This is a genomic window from Variovorax sp. P2_H12 (assembly GCF_056403395.1).
This window is the reverse complement of sequence record NZ_JBFUFO010000001.1, coordinates 203,515-218,795: the sequence shown is the minus strand read 5'-3', so window position 1 is coordinate 218,795 and position 15,281 is coordinate 203,515. Positions and strand designations below refer to the sequence as shown.

At 68.8% G+C, this 15,281-nt stretch carries 11 protein-coding genes; 3 read left to right on the top strand and 8 right to left on the bottom strand.

What is annotated here, in order from left to right; translation table 11 throughout:
• Positions 1 to 12: 12 nt before the first annotated feature.
• The gene (locus tag AC1DYK_RS01110; RefSeq protein ID WP_478164580.1) at positions 13 to 2,601 is read left to right on the top strand and encodes a [protein-PII] uridylyltransferase; all 2,589 of its coding nucleotides are present in this window, start codon (positions 13 to 15) and stop codon (positions 2,599 to 2,601) included.
• Positions 2,602 to 2,689: 88 nt separating this feature from the next.
• Here AC1DYK_RS01110 and AC1DYK_RS01105 read toward each other — a convergent pair whose 3' ends face one another.
• The 3 genes from AC1DYK_RS01105 to AC1DYK_RS01095 all read right to left on the bottom strand — a co-directional run bounded on the left by AC1DYK_RS01105 (position 2,690) and on the right by AC1DYK_RS01095 (position 5,839).
• Positions 2,690 to 3,742, bottom strand: a complete 1,053-nt coding sequence (locus tag AC1DYK_RS01105; protein ID WP_478164579.1) for an amino acid ABC transporter permease — start codon at positions 3,740 to 3,742, stop codon at positions 2,690 to 2,692.
• A 61-nt stretch (positions 3,743 to 3,803) separates the two neighbouring features.
• Positions 3,804 to 4,811, bottom strand: coding sequence for an amino acid ABC transporter permease (locus AC1DYK_RS01100; RefSeq protein ID WP_478164578.1), 1,008 nt, complete (start codon positions 4,809 to 4,811; stop codon positions 3,804 to 3,806).
• Positions 4,808 to 5,839: an amino acid ABC transporter substrate-binding protein gene (locus AC1DYK_RS01095; protein ID WP_478164577.1), complete on the bottom strand. Its 1,032-nt coding sequence runs from the start codon at positions 5,837 to 5,839 to the stop codon at positions 4,808 to 4,810. The genes AC1DYK_RS01100 and AC1DYK_RS01095 overlap by 4 nt, the downstream gene beginning before the upstream one ends.
• 154 nt (positions 5,840 to 5,993) lie before the next feature.
• On the opposite strand from AC1DYK_RS01095, the gene AC1DYK_RS01090 reads away from it, so the two are divergent.
• On the top strand, positions 5,994 to 6,398 hold the full coding sequence (locus AC1DYK_RS01090) for a DoxX family protein (protein WP_478164576.1): 405 nt from the start codon (positions 5,994 to 5,996) through the stop codon (positions 6,396 to 6,398).
• 144 nt (positions 6,399 to 6,542) lie between these two features.
• Here the strand turns inward: AC1DYK_RS01090 and def are convergent, their stop codons facing one another.
• The 5 genes from def to smc form a co-directional block, all read right to left on the bottom strand.
• A complete protein-coding gene (gene def / locus AC1DYK_RS01085; RefSeq protein WP_478164575.1) occupies positions 6,543 to 7,082 on the bottom strand; it encodes a peptide deformylase in 540 nt (179 codons plus the stop codon).
• Between the two features lie 35 nt (positions 7,083 to 7,117).
• Positions 7,118 to 7,468: a hypothetical protein gene (locus AC1DYK_RS01080; RefSeq protein WP_478164574.1), complete on the bottom strand. Its 351-nt coding sequence runs from the start codon at positions 7,466 to 7,468 to the stop codon at positions 7,118 to 7,120.
• Positions 7,469 to 7,542: 74 nt separating this feature from the next.
• On the bottom strand, positions 7,543 to 9,624 hold the full coding sequence (gene ligA / locus AC1DYK_RS01075) for an NAD-dependent DNA ligase LigA (protein ID WP_478164573.1): 2,082 nt from the start codon (positions 9,622 to 9,624) through the stop codon (positions 7,543 to 7,545).
• 8 nt (positions 9,625 to 9,632) lie between these two features.
• A complete protein-coding gene (locus AC1DYK_RS01070) occupies positions 9,633 to 10,727 on the bottom strand; it encodes a cell division protein ZipA C-terminal FtsZ-binding domain-containing protein (RefSeq protein WP_478164572.1) in 1,095 nt (364 codons plus the stop codon).
• Between the two features lie 112 nt (positions 10,728 to 10,839).
• Positions 10,840 to 14,355 (bottom strand): chromosome segregation protein SMC, encoded by a 3,516-nt coding sequence (gene smc, locus AC1DYK_RS01065; RefSeq protein WP_478164571.1) that lies wholly within the window; start codon positions 14,353 to 14,355, stop codon positions 10,840 to 10,842.
• Positions 14,356 to 14,484: 129 nt separating this feature from the next.
• Here smc and AC1DYK_RS01060 point away from each other — a divergent pair, with 129 nt between their 5' ends.
• The gene (locus AC1DYK_RS01060; RefSeq protein ID WP_478164658.1) at positions 14,485 to 15,234 is read left to right on the top strand and encodes a hypothetical protein; all 750 of its coding nucleotides are present in this window, start codon (positions 14,485 to 14,487) and stop codon (positions 15,232 to 15,234) included.
• Positions 15,235 to 15,281: the final 47 nt, after the last annotated feature.

Genomic DNA, 15,281 nt, shown 5'->3' with positions numbered 1-15,281 from the left:
CTCGAGGCTCCCATGGTGGATATTCCATCATTGCGCGATGCCTATCGCACGCACAAGCTGGCGCTGTTCGACCAGCTGCGCAGCGCGCGTGCGCCGACGCGCAGCGTCCACACCGTGCTGCGCCAGCTCGCCGCGCTGGCCGACGAGACCCTGACCGCCCTGTGGGACGACGCCAGCTTCGGCAACCAGCTGGCGCTGGTCGCGGTCGGCGGCTTCGGCCGCGGCGAGCTGTTTCCGTATTCCGACGTCGACGTGCTGCTGCTGCTGCCCGAGGACCATGGGACGGACATCGAGCCGGCGCGCATCGAGGCCTTCATCGGCCGATGCTGGGATGCCGGACTGGAGATCGGCTCCAGCGTGCGCACGGTCTCCGAATGCCTGGCCGAGTCCGACAAGGACGTGACGGTCCAGACCTCGCTGCTCGAATCGCGGCTGGTGATCGGCGACAAGAAGCTCTACACGGCCTTCCGCAAGAACTTCCTCGCGGCGATCGACCCGCAGGCCTTCTTCACTGCCAAGTCGCAGGAGATGCGGCACCGGCACCAGAAGTTCGACAACACGCCCTACGCGCTCGAACCGAACTGCAAGGAATCGCCGGGCGGCCTGCGCGACCTCCAGATCATCCTCTGGATGACCAAGGCCGCGGGCTTCGGCAACCGCTGGGACGATCTCGCGAAAAATGGCCTCGCAACGGCCTTCGAGATCCAGCAGATCAAGCGCAACGAGGCCTTGCTGAGCCTGATCCGCGCGCGCCTGCACGTCACGGCCAATCGTCGCGAGGACCGTCTGGTGTTCGACTTGCAGACCGCCGTGGCCGCCACGTTCGGCTATGTCGGCGAGTCGCGGCGCTTGGCCAGCGAGGCCCTGATGCGGCGCTACTACTGGGCCGCCAAGGCGGTCACGCAGCTCAACCAGATCCTGCTGCTCAACGTCGCCGAGAAGCTGCAGCCGCAGGCCGAGCAGCCGACGCCGATCAACGAGCGCTTCTTCGAGAAGGCCGGCCTGATCGAGGTCGCGAGCGACGATCTCTACCTGAAGGATCCGCACGCGATCCTCGAGACCTTCCTGCTCTACCAGAAGACCATCGGCGTCAACGGCCTGTCGGCGCGCACCCTGCGCGCGCTCTACAACGCGCGCCACGTGATGGACAGCAAGTTCCGCAACGACCCGGTCAACCATGCGACCTTCATGCGCATGCTGCTGGAGCCGCGCGGCATCACGCATGCGCTGCGGCTCATGAACCAGACCTCGGTGCTGGGGCGCTACCTGCGGGTCTTCCGCAGCATCGTCGGGCAGATGCAGCACGACCTGTTCCACGTCTACACGGTCGACCAGCACATCCTGATGGTGCTGCGCAACGTGCGGCGTTTCTTCATCGCCGAGCATGCCCACGAATACCCGTTCTGCTCGCAGCTCGCGGCCGGCTGGGACAAGCCCTGGATCCTCTATATCGCGGCGCTGTTCCACGACATCGCCAAGGGCCGCGGCGGCGACCATTCGACGCTGGGCGCGCGCGACGTGCGGCGCTTCTGCCGCCAGCACGAGATCCCGCGCGAGGATGCCAAGCTGATCGAGTTCCTGGTCGCGGGGCATCTGGTCATGAGCCAGGTCGCGCAGAAGCAGGACCTGAGCGACCCCGAAGTGATCGGCGCCTTCGCCAGGCGCGTGGGCAACGAACGCTACCTGACGGCGCTGTACCTGCTCACGATCGCCGACATCCGCGGCACCTCGCCGCGGGTCTGGAACGCCTGGAAGGGCAAGCTGCTCGAGGACCTCTATCGCCTGACCCTGCGCGCCCTGGGCGGCCGCATGCCCGATCCCGGCGCCGAAATCGAGGCGCGCAAGCGCGAGGCGCTGGTGCAGCTCGCGCTGCATGCCGAGCCTTTCGAATCCCACAAGTCCCTGTGGGAGACCCTCGACGTCGGCTACTTCATGCGCCACGACGCCTCGGAGATCGCCTGGCATGCCAAGCAGCTCTCCCGCCATGTGCCGCACGCGGGCGTGCCGCTCGATCCGCGCGCGCTGCCGATCGTGCGCGTGCGGCTGTCGCCGGTCGGCGAAGGGCTGCAGGTGGTGGTCTACACGCCCGACCAGCCCGACCTGTTCGTGCGCATCTGCGGCTACTTCGACCAGTCGTCCTTCAGCATCCTGGACGCCAAGGTGCACACCGCGAGCAACGGCTTCGCGCTCGATACCTTCCAGGTCGTGACCACCTTCATCCCCGAGCACTACCGCGACCTGATCAACATGGTCGAGACCGGCCTGGCCAAGACGCTCAGCGAGGCCGGCCCGCTGCCGCCGCCGAGCAAGGGCCGTGTGTCGCGCCGGGTGCGCAGCTTCCCGATCAAGCCGCGCATCAGCCTCCTGCCCGACGAAAAGGCGCAGCGCTGGCTGCTCAGCATCTCGGCCAGCGACCGGACGGGCCTGCTCTATTCGATCGCGCGGGTGCTGGCGCGCCACCACCTGAACCTGCAGCTGGCGAAGGTCACGACGCTTGGCGAGCGCATCGAAGACACCTTCCTGATCAGCGGGCCCGAGCTGCAGGGGCAGCGGGCGCAACTGGCGATCGAGACCGAACTGCTGGAAGCGCTGGCGGCCTGAATAGCCCCCACGCTCCCCCACTTCGTGTGGGTCGCTGCCCCCCGAGGGGGCCGCAGGCCGCCTTGGGGCGGCCCGGCGCCGGCCTAGCCTAGCCCGTGCTCAACCGTCGCTCCAGCCAGGCGCTGTAGCGCGCCAGCCCGAAGCACAGCAGCCAGTACACCAGCGCGATGAAGAGATAGCCCTCGAGGTAGAACGGCCGCCAGGTCGGGTCTCCGCCCAGCGCCAGGCCGAGCGCGCCGGTCAGCTCGAACAGCCCGACCACGGTGACCAGCGAGGTATCCTTCAAGGTCCCGACCACGCTGTTGGTCAGCGCCGGCACCACCAGCCGCAGCGCCTGTGGCAGCACGATGTCGCGCTGCACCGGCCAGCGGCCGAATCCCAGCGCCATCGCGGCGTCGATCTGGCCGTGCGGCACCGCCTGCAGGCCGCCGCGGATGATCTCGGCCAGGTAGGCGGCGACGAACAGCGACAGCCCGGCCAGCACCCGCACCAGCACGTCGGGCTGCCAGCCGGCGGGCCACAGCAGCGGCAGCAGGAAGGAGGCCATGAAGAGCACGGAGATCAGCGGCACGCCGCGCACCAGCTCGATGTAGGTGGCGCACAGCGTACGCACCACCGGCCACTGCGAACGCCGGCCGAGTGCCAGCGCCAGCGCCAGCGGGAAGGCCAGCGCGAGCCCGACCACCGCCAGCCCGATGGTCAGCGGCAGGCCGCCCCAGCGATGGGTCGCCACGCCCTCGAGCCCGAAGACGCCACCGCGCATCAGGATCACGAACGCGCCCAGCGACACGACCCACAGCGGCAGCAGCCACCAGCGCCAGCTGCGCGGCCAGGCGCTCAACAGCGTGGTCAGCGACAGCAGCGTGACCGCGACCGCGGGCCGCCACTGGTCGTCGTAGGGGTAGCGGCCGAACAGGATGGGCCGCCACTTCTCGGCGATCACGCCCCAGCAGGCGCCATGCCGCACGGCGCGGCAGGCCTGCGCATCCGGATGAAACACGGCATGCAGGACGGCCCAGTCCAGGGCGTGGAAACCTGCCCAGACGAACAGCAGCGACAGCCCCAGGGTGAAGCTCGCGCGCAGCGGCGACCCCCACAGCTCCTTGCGCCACTCGGTCGGCGGCCGCGTCGCCCCGCTCATCAGGCAACCTCCGTGCTTCGCACTGCGGTGCGAGCTTGCTTGGGGCGGCCCGGCGCGGCGCTCATCGCCAGCCCCTCAGCGCGACGCGCGCGTTGTAGCGGTTCATGGCCCACGAGATCACGAGCGACAGCCCAAGGTACACCGCCATGATCACGGCAATGCACTCGAAGGCGCGGCCGGTCGAGTTCAGCGAGGTGTTGGCGATCGACACCAGCTCCGGATAGCCCACCGCCACCGCCAGCGAGGAGTTCTTGGTCAGGCTCAGCAGCTGGTTGGTGAGCGCCGGGACGATCACGCGCAGCGCCTGCGGCAGCACCACGATGCGCAGCTGCTGCCATGGCGAAAGGCCGAGTGCCTGGGCCGCCAGCTTCTGGCCCGCCGACACGGAGACGATGCCGGCGCGCACGATCTCGGCGACGAAGGCGGCGGTATAGAGCGCGAGCGCGATCACCACCGCGAGGTATTCCGGGCTCAACGCCGCGCCGCCGCTGACATTGAAGCTGCCGCGCTCGGGCCATTCGAGGTGGCTGGGCCAGAATGCGCCCTCCTCCCGCACCGGCCAGGGCAGCGAGAGCCCTCCCTTGCTGAGCCAGACATCGGGCAGCAATTCGAGCGGTTCGGTCGAATCGGGCAACAGTTGCGTGAGCGCGAAATAGAACATCAGCAGCTGCACCAGCAGGGGCACGTTGCGGATCGTCTCCACGTAGGCGCCGCACAGGCCGCGCACCAGCACGTGCGGTGCGAGCCGGCCGATGCCGAGCAGCGTGCCGAGCACAACGGCCATCACCGCGGCAGGCATGGCGGCCCGCACGGTGTTGATCAGCCCGGCCAGGAAGGCACGCCAGAAGGGCTGGCCGGCATCGAAGTCGAGCCAGCCTTCGGAGATCTCGAAGCCCGCCGGCTGCAGCAGGAAATCGAAGCCCGAATGCACGCCGCGGCTGCGCAGCACCTCCAGCGCATGCTGGACCAGCCAGAAGACGCCGAGCGCGATCGCCGCGATCAGCAGGGCCTGCAGGGCCCAGGCGAACCAGACGGCACGGCGCCGCTCGGGCGGCCGTGCACTGCTCATCGCACCGGCAATCCGTACATCAGCCCGCCCTTGTTCCACAGGTTGTTGGAGCCGCGCGGCAGCTTGAGCACCGACTTCGGGCCGACATTGCGCTCGAAGACTTCGCCGTAGTTGCCCACCGCCTTGATGGCCCGGTAGGACCAGTCCTTGTCGAGGCCCAGCAGCTTGCCGAGGTCGTCGCCGCTGCCGACCAGGCGCTGCTGCGCCGGATCCTTGCTGCTCGCCTTGAGTTCGTCGATGTTGGCTTGCGTGATGCCGGACTCCTCGGCCTCGATCAGTGCGTTGGGCACCCACTTGGCGATCGCGAACCATTCGTCGTCGCCGCGGCGCACCAGCGGCGCCAGCGGCTCCTTGGAGATCAGCTCGGGCAGGATCACGTAGTCGTCGGGGTTCGGCGCTTCCTTGTTGCGCAGGCCCGCGAGCGCCGAGGTGTCGGTCGTGAAGGCCTGGCAGCGGCCGGCGAAGAAGGCCTTGAACGAGGCCTCGAAGCTCTCGAACACGACCGTCTTGACCGGAATGCCCTGGGCCTTGAACCAGTCGGCAACGTTCTTCTCGTTGGTGGTGCCCGACTGGGTGCAGATGGTGGCGTTCTTGAGCTGCTTGGCGCTGGTGACCTTGATCTTCTTCGGCACCAGGAAGCCCTGGCCGTCGTAGTAGGTGATGGTCGTGAAGTGGAAGCCGAGCGAGGCGTCGCGGGTCATCGTCCAGGTGGTGTTGCGCGCCAGGATGTCGATCTCGCCGGCCTGCAGTGCCGAGAAGCGCTGTTGCGAATTGAGCGGCACGAACTCCACCTTCTTGCCGTCGCCGAGCACCGCGGCCGCAATGGCGCGGCAGGTGTCGACGTCGAGGCCCGACCAGTTGCCCTGGGTGTCGGGCGCCGAGAAGCCGGCGACACCGTTGGTCACGCCGCACTTGACGGTGCCGCGCTGCTTGACGGCGTCGAGCGTCTTGCCGGCGAAGGCCGGTGCGGTGACGAGGGTCATGACAGCGGCAGCGCAAGCAAGCGCCGGACGAATGCGTTGGATCATTGGGGAAACCTCTTTTGTTCGAAATGCGGCAGCGGGCAGTTTACGGGGCGAGGCCGGGGTCTGCCAAAGAACGCGGCAAGGCAAGCATATTCAGCGAAAAGTCGTTCTTATCGACCACAATCGCGCCTGTTTTTCAAATCAGAAAGGTTTTCTCATGATCCGTTCCGACGACACCGGCAAGCTCATCCTGCGATTGGCGCTTGGCATCCTGATCCTGCTGCACGGCATCGCCAAGCTCAGTGCGGGTGTCGGCTTCATTGCCGGCACCCTCGAATCGCACGGCCTGCCGAGCGCCCTGGCCTACCTCGTCTTCATCGGAGAGATCGTCGCGCCGGTGCTGCTGATCGTCGGCGTCTACACGCGTCCGGCCGCCTGGATCACGGTCATCAACATGCTGGTCGCGATCTGGCTCGTTCACCTCAAGGACCTGGGGGTGATCGGCAAGACCGGCGGCTGGGCGCTGGAGCTGCAGGGAATCTTCCTGTTCAGCGCACTGGCGGTCGCCTTCCTGGGTGCCGGTCGCTTCAGCCTCGGCGGCAGCAGCGGCAAGCTCAACTGACCTCAGTTCTCCAAAAATGCCGGCCGGCGCAGCCAGGCCCGTTGTTGAAACACCGCGGAACCGGCTTCGCCGGGGCCGCTGGTGTTGCCCCCGGTAGGGGGTGGGCGGGCTACACGAAGTGAGCCCAACCTGGGGCGAGTTTGATCAATCGTCCGCGCCCGCATCGAGGCCTGGAAACAGAACCTCCGTGAAGCCGAAGCGCGAGAAGTCGCGCACCCGCATCGGATAGAGCTTGCCCAGCAGGTGGTCGACCTCGTGCTGCACCACGCGGGCGTGGAAGCCGCTCACGGTGCGGTCGATCGGGTCGCCGTAGGGGTCGAAGCCGGTGTAGCGGATGCTGGCGAAGCGCGGCACCACGCCGCGCAGGCCCGGCACCGAGAGACAGCCTTCCCAGCCCTCTTCTTCCTCCTCGCCGATCGGGGTGACGACCGGGTTGAGGAGCACGGTGCGCGGCACGATGGGGGCATCGGGGTAGCGCGGATTGACGGTGTCGGTGCCGAAGATCACGAGCTGCAGGTCGACCCCGATCTGCGGCGCCGCGAGGCCCGCGCCGTCGACCGCGTGCATGGTCTCGAACATGTCACGCACCAGCAGGTGGAGTTCGTCGGTGTCGAAGGCGGCCACCGGCGGCGCGATGCGCAGCAGCCGGGGATCGCCCATCTTGAGGATTTCGCGGATGGCCATCTCGGGATTATCGTGGTGACCGCGCTCGCGCAGCGCTATCTCCAGCCCCTGCTAGCCGGGGCCCCGGCCCGTCCGTAGTAGCCCGGGCGCCCATGGTAGCCAGACCGTCCGTAGAAGCCGGAACGGCCATAGTAGCCGCCGTGGTAGCCGCCGTAGTACCCCGGGCGCCCGTAGTAGCCGCGGTAGTACCCCGGCCATCCGTAGTAACCGTAACCGCCCCATCCGTAGTAGCCGTTGACATAGAGCGACGGCGACACGACGACAGGGCTCGCGTCGCCGTAGTAAGGGTAAGACGCCGCGTAGTACGGGCCCGGCGCGACGCAGCCGCCCAGCAAGGCGGCGCCACCGATCGCGATGGCGGCTGACACGGAACGAATTCGCTTCATCCGGACCTCCTGAGGTCATCTGTCCGTTCAACGGCCGGCACGCGCCGGTTGTTGACCGGACAAGCCCGAAAAACTCAGGAAAGACCCAGCGCGAGGATCTCGAGCATCCGAGCTTCGTCGATCACGGCCACACCCAGGTCGCGCGCCTTGTCGAGCTTGCTGCCGGCCTCGGCGCCCGCCACCACGTAGTCGGTCTTCTTGCTCACCGAACCGGCAACCTTGGCGCCGGCTTCTTCCAGTTTGTCCTTCGCTTCATCGCGGCTCAGCGTAGGAAGAGTCCCTGTGATGACGAAGGTTTTTCCCGCCAACGGCTTCGGGGCGCGGGCAGCGGGCTCGCTTTCCTCCCAGTGCACCCCGCAGGCGCGCAATTGCTCGACCACCTCGCGGTTGTGCGGCTGGTCGAAGAAGGTCCGCAGGCTGGTCGCGACCACCGGGCCGACGTCGTTGACCTCCAGCAACTGCTCTTCGCTGGCATCCATGATTGCGTCGAGCTTGCCGAAGTGCTTCGCCAGGTCCTTGGCCGTGCTCTCGCCGACATGGCGGATGCCCAGGCCGAACAGGAAGCGCGGCAGGGTGGTCTTCTTCGATGCCTCGAGCGCTTCGACGATGTTGTTCGCCGATTTGTCGGCCATGCGGTCCAGCCCGGCCAGGGTCGTGAAGCCGAGCTTGTAGAGATCGGGCAGCGTGCGGATCAGGTCGGCGTCCACGAGTTGCTCGACCAGCTTGTCGCCCAGCCCTTCGATGTCGAGCGCGCGCCGGGCCGCGAAATGCAGGATCGCCTCCTTGCGCTGCGCGGCGCAGAACAGGCCGCCGGTGCAGCGGTAGTCGACCTCGCCCTCCTCCCGCAGCGCGTCGGAGCCGCAGACCGGGCAGTGGTGCGGCATCGTGAACACCGCGCCGCGCTCGGCCTCGGGCCGCGCCGCGCTCTCGGGCAGCACGCCGACCACCTCGGGGATCACGTCGCCGGCGCGGCGCACGATCACGGTGTCGCCCACGCGCACATCCTTGCGCCGGGTTTCGTCCTCGTTGTGCAGCGTGGCATTGGTCACGGTGACGCCGCCGACGAACACCGGCGCCAGCTTGGCCACCGGCGTCAGCTTGCCGGTGCGCCCGACCTGCACCTCGATGGCCAGCACCTCGGTGAGCTGTTCCTGCGCCGGGTACTTGTGGGCCACCGCCCAGCGCGGTTCGCGCGAGACGAAGCCGAGCTGCCGCTGCAGCTCCATGCTGTCGACCTTGTAGACCACGCCGTCGATCTCGTAGGGCAAGCCGTCGCGCAAAGCACCGATCTCGCGATGGAAGCGGGCCAGCGCCTCGCCGCCTGCGCAGGTCCGGGTCTGCTCCGCCACGGGGAAACCCCAGGACTTGAGCGTCAAGAGGGTTTGCATCTGGCTGTCGAATCGCGGCCCGCCCTGCTCCGCCGGCGTGACTTCGCCCAGGCCGTAGGTGAAGAAGCTCAGCGGCCGCCGCCGCGCGATGGAGGGGTCGAGCTGGCGGATCGCGCCGGCTGCCGCGTTGCGCGGATTGACGAAGGTCTTCTCGCCCTTGATCCCCTTCTCGATTCGGCGCCTTTGCGTCTCGTTGAGCTGCTCGAAATCCTTGCGCCGCATGTAGACCTCGCCGCGAACCTCGAGAACAGGCGGCGCATCGCCGGGGAGCTGGACGGGCACGTCGCGGACCAGCCGCACGTTGTGGGTCACGTCCTCGCCCACCTCGCCGTCGCCCCGGGTCGCCGCCTGGACCAGCAGGCCATCCACGTAGCGCAGATTGATCGCCAGCCCGTCGAACTTGAGTTCGGCCGTGTAGTCCACCGGCGGATCGGTGTCGCCCAGGCCAAGCTCCTTGCGGATCCGGGCGTCGAACAGCGTGGCGCCCTCGGCGCTGATGTCGGTCTCGGTGCGGATCGAGAGCATCGGCACCTGGTGGCGGACCTTGACGAAGCCATCGAGCGCCTTGCCGCCGACGCGCTGGGTCGGCGAATCGGGCGTGCGCAGCTCCGGGAACTCGGTTTCGAGCGCCTGCAGGCGCTGGAACAGGCGGTCGTATTCGGCGTCCGGCAGCTCGGGCTCGTCGAGCACGTAGTAGAGATGGGCGTGCCGGCGCAGCTGCTCGCTCAACGCCGCAGCTTCGCGGGCCGCGTCCTGGCGTGTGGTCATGCGGGCTCCTAGCTGAACAATCGGCGCGCCAGGGGCGAGCCGGCCGACAGGTCGCGCGAATCGAGGGTGTCGTAGAGCTGTTCGAGGTCGACGCCGATCACGTCCATGGTCTCCTCGCGCAGCGCCTGGCCGTCGCTGTCGGTGACCACGCCGTCCATTTCGCGCGCCAGCGCTGCGGCCGCCTCGCGCATGCGCCCGAAGGGCCGCTCGCCGCGGTCGACCTGCGGCACGTCGAGGCTCAGGGTCAGCTCGCGGATCGCCGATTGGGCCGGGTCGTCGGCCAGCGCGGCCTGGGTGTCGAAAGACAGGCCCAGGATGGCGGGCAGCCCCTGCTCACCTGCGGGCAGCACCATGCGGCCAGGGATGATGCCGGCCACGAAGCCGAGGCGCGAGGCGTTCTGCTGCACGTAGCCGGGGCTCCAGGCCGCGTGGCGCGCGCGCAGCACGAAGCTCAGCTGGGCATCGTGCGAACTCGCGAACTGGTCGAGTTCGCGCGCCCGCGCCACTTCGTCGAGCATTTCCGGGAACTCGGGCGCACCGTTGAGCGCATCGGCGAAGGCCTGGGCCTTGACGACGAACTCGGAGTATTCGATCTCGTTGAGCGCGCCGGTGCGGTTGGCCATCTGCACGCCGACCTGGAAGGCGCCATAGCGCTGGCCGGCGACCGCCGGCTCCCATTCGCCGGTGAATTCGTTCAGGCCCTCGACCGCCACCGGCTTGCTGCCGGCGCGCCGGGTGGACGGCATGGCCGCGATCGCGGCATCGCCGGACGCCAGCCCGTCGAGCGACACCGGGGCGATGACGTCGATCAGCGGATCGAGGCCGCCGCGCCGATCGGCCGAAGGCGTCGCGAGCGCCGCCGGCGCCGGCAGGTCGGGGTCGAACAGCGGCTCGTGCCGTTCGTTGCCGGACACCTGGTGCGGGTCGATGTGCAGCACCGGTTCGAGTTCGCCCTTGGGCGCGGCGTCGACCTCGGCCGGCCCGCTGTCCGGCGCGTCGGGCTGGCGCGGTGCGTTGCGGCGCGACATCCAGGTGTTGTAGCCGACCACGGTGGCGAGGACCAGTCCGCCGAGGATGGCGAGGGCGACGGTGAGATTGCTCATGGACACGAAGTGAGGAGCGTGGGGGTCATCCAGGCCGGCGCCGGGCCGCCCCAAGGCGGCCTGCGGCCCCCTCGGGGGGCAGCGACACACGAAGTGAGGAGCGTGGGGGTCATCAAGCTGCCTCGACCATCGACACGGCCGACTCCATGTCGACCGCCACGATCCGCGAGACGCCCTGCTCCTGCATGGTCACGCCGATCAGCTGTTCGGCCATTTCCATCGCGATCTTGTTGTGGCTGATGAAGAGGAACTGCGTTTCACGGCTCATCGCGGTGACCAGCTTGGCGTAGCGCTCGGTGTTGGCGTCGTCCAGCGGCGCGTCCACTTCGTCCAGCAGGCAGAACGGCGCGGGGTTGAGCTGGAAGATGGCGAACACCAGCGCGATCGCCGTCAGTGCCTTCTCGCCGCCCGACAGCAGGTGGATGGTCTGGTTCTTCTTGCCCGGCGGCTGCGCCATGACCTGCACGCCGGAGTCGAGGATCTCGTCGCCGGTCATCATGAGCTTGGCGTTGCCGCCGCCGAAGAGCTCGGGGAACATGCGGCTGAAGTGCTCGTTGACGATCTTGAACGTGCCGCCGAGCAGGTCGCGGGTCTCGGCGTCGATCTTGCGGATCGCGTCCTCCAGGGTACCGATGGCTTCGTTCAGGTCGGCCGACTGGGCATCGAGGAAGGTCTTGCGCTCGCTCGCCACCGCGAGTTCGTCGAGCGCCGCCAGGTTGACCGCGCCGAGCGATGCCACCTCGCGGTTGAGCCGGTCGATCTCGCTTTGCAGGCCGGTGAGGCGCACCTTGTCGGTCTCGATCGACTGTGCGACCGCCTCGAGATCGGCCTCGGCGTCGGCCAGCAGTTGCTGATACTGCTCGAAGCCCAGCCGCGCCGCCTGCTCCTTGAGCTGGAAGTCGGTGATGCGCTGGCGCAGCGGGTCGAGCTCGCGCTCCAGCTGCAGCCGGCGCTCGTCGCTGGCGCGCAGCTTCAGCGTCAGGTCGTCGTACTGGCTGCGCGCGGCGCCCAGCGCGGTCTCGCGCTCCAGCTTGAGCGACAGCGCGTCCTGCAGGCCCGCCTGCGCCGCCGCGTCGGACAAGCGGCCCAGTTCGGCGCGGGCGCGCTCGTCTTCCTCGGCCAGCGCCACCGTCTGCTGGGTCGCGGTTTCGATCGCGCGGCTCAGCTCGCCCCGGCGCGCTTCGAGCGTGCGTTGCGCGAAGGTCGCTTCCTGGGCCTGGCGCTCCAGGCTGCGGTGCTGTTCGCGGCTGGCGGTGAGCGCGCGGCCGGCCTCGATCACGCGTTCGTCGAGCTGCGCGTGACGCTCCTGGCTGTCGGCGAGCTGCATGTCGAGCTCTTCGAAGCGCGACTCGGCGGCGACGCGCCTTTCCTGCAGTTCCTCGAGCTGGGCCACCACTTCGCCGAGGTCGTTGGACAACTGCTCGCTGCGCGCGCGGGTCTGCTCGGCCAGCTGCGACAGGCGCAGCGTCTCGACTTGCAGTTCATGCGCGCGCGACTGGGTGTCGGCGGCCTCGCGGCGCGCCGTCACGAGCCGTTGTGCGGCGTCGCCGTAGGCGGCTTCGGCGCGCGCCAGCGCGGTGCGCGACTCGTCGGCGATCAGGGTCTGGGCGCGCAGCTGGCGCTCCAGGTTTTCCATTTCCTGCTGGCGCGCCAGCAGGCCGGCCTGCTCGGAGTCCGGTGCATAGAAGCTCACGCTGTGGGCCGTCACCGCGTGACCGCTCTGGACGTAGATCACTTCGCCGGGTTGCAGCTTGTCGCGCTGCGCCAGCGCCTCTTCGAGCGTCGCGGCGGTGAAGCAGCCATGCAGCCATTCGGACAGCAAGGCCTGCTGGCCGGCATCGCCCAGGCGCAGCAGGTCCGCCAGCCGCGGCAACGTCGCCGCACCCTGCGGCACGCCGGCCAGCGGCGGGCTGTAGAAGGCCAGCTTGGCCGGCGGCGCATCGCCACCGAAGGCGCGGACCATGTCGAGCCGACTGACTTCGAGCGCGCCCAGCCGCTCGCGCAGCGCGGATTCGAGCGCGTTCTCCCAGCCCTGCTCGATGTGGATGCGGCTCCACAGTCCCTGCAGGCTGTCGAGCCCGTGCTTGGCCAGCCAGGGCGCGAGCTTGCCGTCGGTCTTGACCTTTTCCTGCAGTGCCTTGAGCGCCTCGAGCCGGGCCGAGAGCTCAGCATGGCGCGCACCTTCGGTGTTGACCGATTGCTGGCGCGTGCGCCGATCGTCGTCGAGCTGCGGCACCGTTTCCTGCAGGTCCTGCAGCCGGGCGTCGGCCTCGGCGGCCGCCTCCTGCGCGGCGGCGAGCTGCTCCTGCTGGTCGCGCAACCGCGCCTCGTCGGGCGCGGCGAGCGCGTTCTGGTCGACCCGCAGCCGCTCGGCGCGCTGGTTGAGCTGGCGGCTCTGCTCCTCGATGTTGCGCTGGTCGGCCGCCAGCACCTGGATCTGCTGCTGCACCTGCACCACCGTGGCGCGCTGGGCGTTGGCTTCGTTCTGGGCCCGCTGCTGCGCGTCCTCGAGCTCGGGCATGCGGGCGTCGTGCTCCTCGAGTTGCGCCGCCAGCAGTTCGGCCTGCTCCTCGGCGTTCACACCCTGGCCGGCCAGCGTTTCGATCTCGGTCTCGGCGTCTTCGCGGCGCGCCCCCCATTGGGCCATCTGCTCGCGCAGCTGCACCAGGCGCTGCTCGACCCGCTGGCGGCCTTCGACCACGAAGCGGATCTCGCCCTCGAGGCGGCCGACTTCGGCGCTGGCCTCGTACAGCTTGCCCTGCGCCTGGTTGACTTGGTCGCCGGCCGCGTAATGGGCCTGCCGCACGGTCTCGAGGTCGGCCTCGACGTGGCGCAGGTCGGCGGTGCGCGATTCGAGGTCGTTGATTGCGCGCTCGGCGTCGGCCTTGACCTTGGCCTGGTCGGCTTCGCTTTCGGTGCGCTTGAGGAACCACAGCTGGTGCTGCTTGCGCGTGGCATCGCCCGTGAGCGCGTTGTAGCGCGCCGCCACCTCGGCCTGCTTCTCGAGGCGCTCGAGATTGCTGTTGAGCTCGCGCAGGATGTCCTCGACCCGGGTGAGGTTCTCGCGCGTGTCGCCGAGCCGGTTCTCGGTCTCCCGGCGGCGCTCCTTGTACTTCGAGACACCGGCGGCCTCCTCGAGGAACAGGCGCAGTTCCTCGGGCTTGGATTCGATGATCCGGCTGATCGTGCCCTGGCCGATGATCGCGTAGGCGCGGGGCCCCAGGCCGGTGCCGAGGAACACGTCCTGCACGTCGCGCCGGCGCACCGGCTGGTTGTTGATGTAGTAGCTCGAGTTGCCGTCGCGCGTCAGCACGCGCTTGACCGCGATCTCCGCGAACTGGGCCCACTGGCCGCCGGCGCGGTGGTCGGCGTTGTCGAACACCAGTTCGACGCTGGATCGGCTGGCCTGCTTGCGCGTGGTGGTGCCGTTGAAGATGACGTCCTGCATCGACTCGCCGCGCAGTTCGGAGGCGCGCGACTCGCCGAGCACCCAGCGCACGGCATCCATGATGTTCGACTTGCCGCAGCCGTTGGGACCGACCACGCCGACCAGCTGGCCGGGCAGGAGGAAATTGGTGGGTTCGGCGAAGGACTTGAAGCCCGAGAGCTTGATGGAATTGAGACGCACGTCAGGTCGGCCCTAAGCCAGTTGTTTTGCCAAGGTTGGGTGCCAAGGTGTTGATTTGTAAGCAGATTCCGACGGCCGGCACCCCCAGGCCAGGCCGCCCCCTGAGGCGAGGATGATAACGTGAGGACCATGCCCGTTTCTCCTCTTTCCGCGTCTCTCGGCCGCCGCGCCTGGCTCATCGGCGGCGGCGCGGCGGCCCTGGCCCTGGCGGGCTGTGCCTCGACCGATCGCGCCGAGCCCTACGCCAACAACGAATGGCTCCAGAGCGGCGCGAACCGCATCGCCAACCTCGCGCTGCGCGACAACCTCCAGTCGGTGCGACGCGTGCAGCTGTCGCTCTACCGCCGCAATCCGCGCGAATGGCGCAAGTGGTGCGGCAGCGCCGACGAGGCGATCCAGCGCACCTGGGACGCGGTCTCGCACAACGCGCCGCTGCCCCAGCTCCAGGGCGCCTACGGCATCGACGCCATCCGGCTGGCCTTCGAAACCGCGCCCCGGCCCTACGAGGGCGACCGGGTCGCGGCGCTGGTGGTCGGCTGGGCGGCGCTGCTCAAGCAGGCCAACGGCGACACCTGGGAGCAGAGCATGCTCGACGGGGTGAACGCCGAGAACAGCTTCCGGGCGGCGCGCAATTTCGAGATCTCGCTGTGGCTGATCGGCTCCAAGACCGGGCCCGACGGCCAGCCGCTGCTGCTGGCCACCGAGATCAGCGGGCGCGGCCGGAATCTGCTGGTCGATCGCGAACTCTCCAAGGTGGTGGCGCGGCTGGACCTGCTGGCGGCGCAGGCCGACGAGAAATACCGGCGCGCCGCGCTCGACTTCAGCCAGAACTGGTTCCTGGGCAGCCTCGGGCCGTTCTTGTCGATGGTGCCCAAGTGATGGGCCCGATTCGACCGTTGGCTCGCCGCTGACAACCGGCGGCCGGC

Bases quoted from the DNA above. Each gene is read 5' to 3' on its own strand.
- AC1DYK_RS01110 (WP_478164580.1), top strand. From the start codon at position 13: ATGGTGGATATTCCATCATTGCGCGATGCCTATCGCACGCACAAGCTG.
- AC1DYK_RS01105 (WP_478164579.1), bottom strand. From the start codon at position 3,742: ATGAGCGGGGCGACGCGGCCGCCGACCGAGTGGCGCAAGGAGCTGTGG.
- AC1DYK_RS01100 (WP_478164578.1), bottom strand. From the start codon at position 4,811: ATGAGCAGTGCACGGCCGCCCGAGCGGCGCCGTGCCGTCTGGTTCGCC.
- AC1DYK_RS01095 (WP_478164577.1), bottom strand. From the start codon at position 5,839: ATGATCCAACGCATTCGTCCGGCGCTTGCTTGCGCTGCCGCTGTCATG.
- AC1DYK_RS01090 (WP_478164576.1), top strand. From the start codon at position 5,994: ATGATCCGTTCCGACGACACCGGCAAGCTCATCCTGCGATTGGCGCTT.
- def (WP_478164575.1), bottom strand. From the start codon at position 7,082: ATGGCCATCCGCGAAATCCTCAAGATGGGCGATCCCCGGCTGCTGCGC.
- AC1DYK_RS01080 (WP_478164574.1), bottom strand. From the start codon at position 7,468: ATGAAGCGAATTCGTTCCGTGTCAGCCGCCATCGCGATCGGTGGCGCC.
- ligA (WP_478164573.1), bottom strand. From the start codon at position 9,624: ATGACCACACGCCAGGACGCGGCCCGCGAAGCTGCGGCGTTGAGCGAG.
- AC1DYK_RS01070 (WP_478164572.1), bottom strand. From the start codon at position 10,727: ATGAGCAATCTCACCGTCGCCCTCGCCATCCTCGGCGGACTGGTCCTC.
- AC1DYK_RS01060 (WP_478164658.1), top strand. From the start codon at position 14,485: ATGCCCGTTTCTCCTCTTTCCGCGTCTCTCGGCCGCCGCGCCTGGCTC.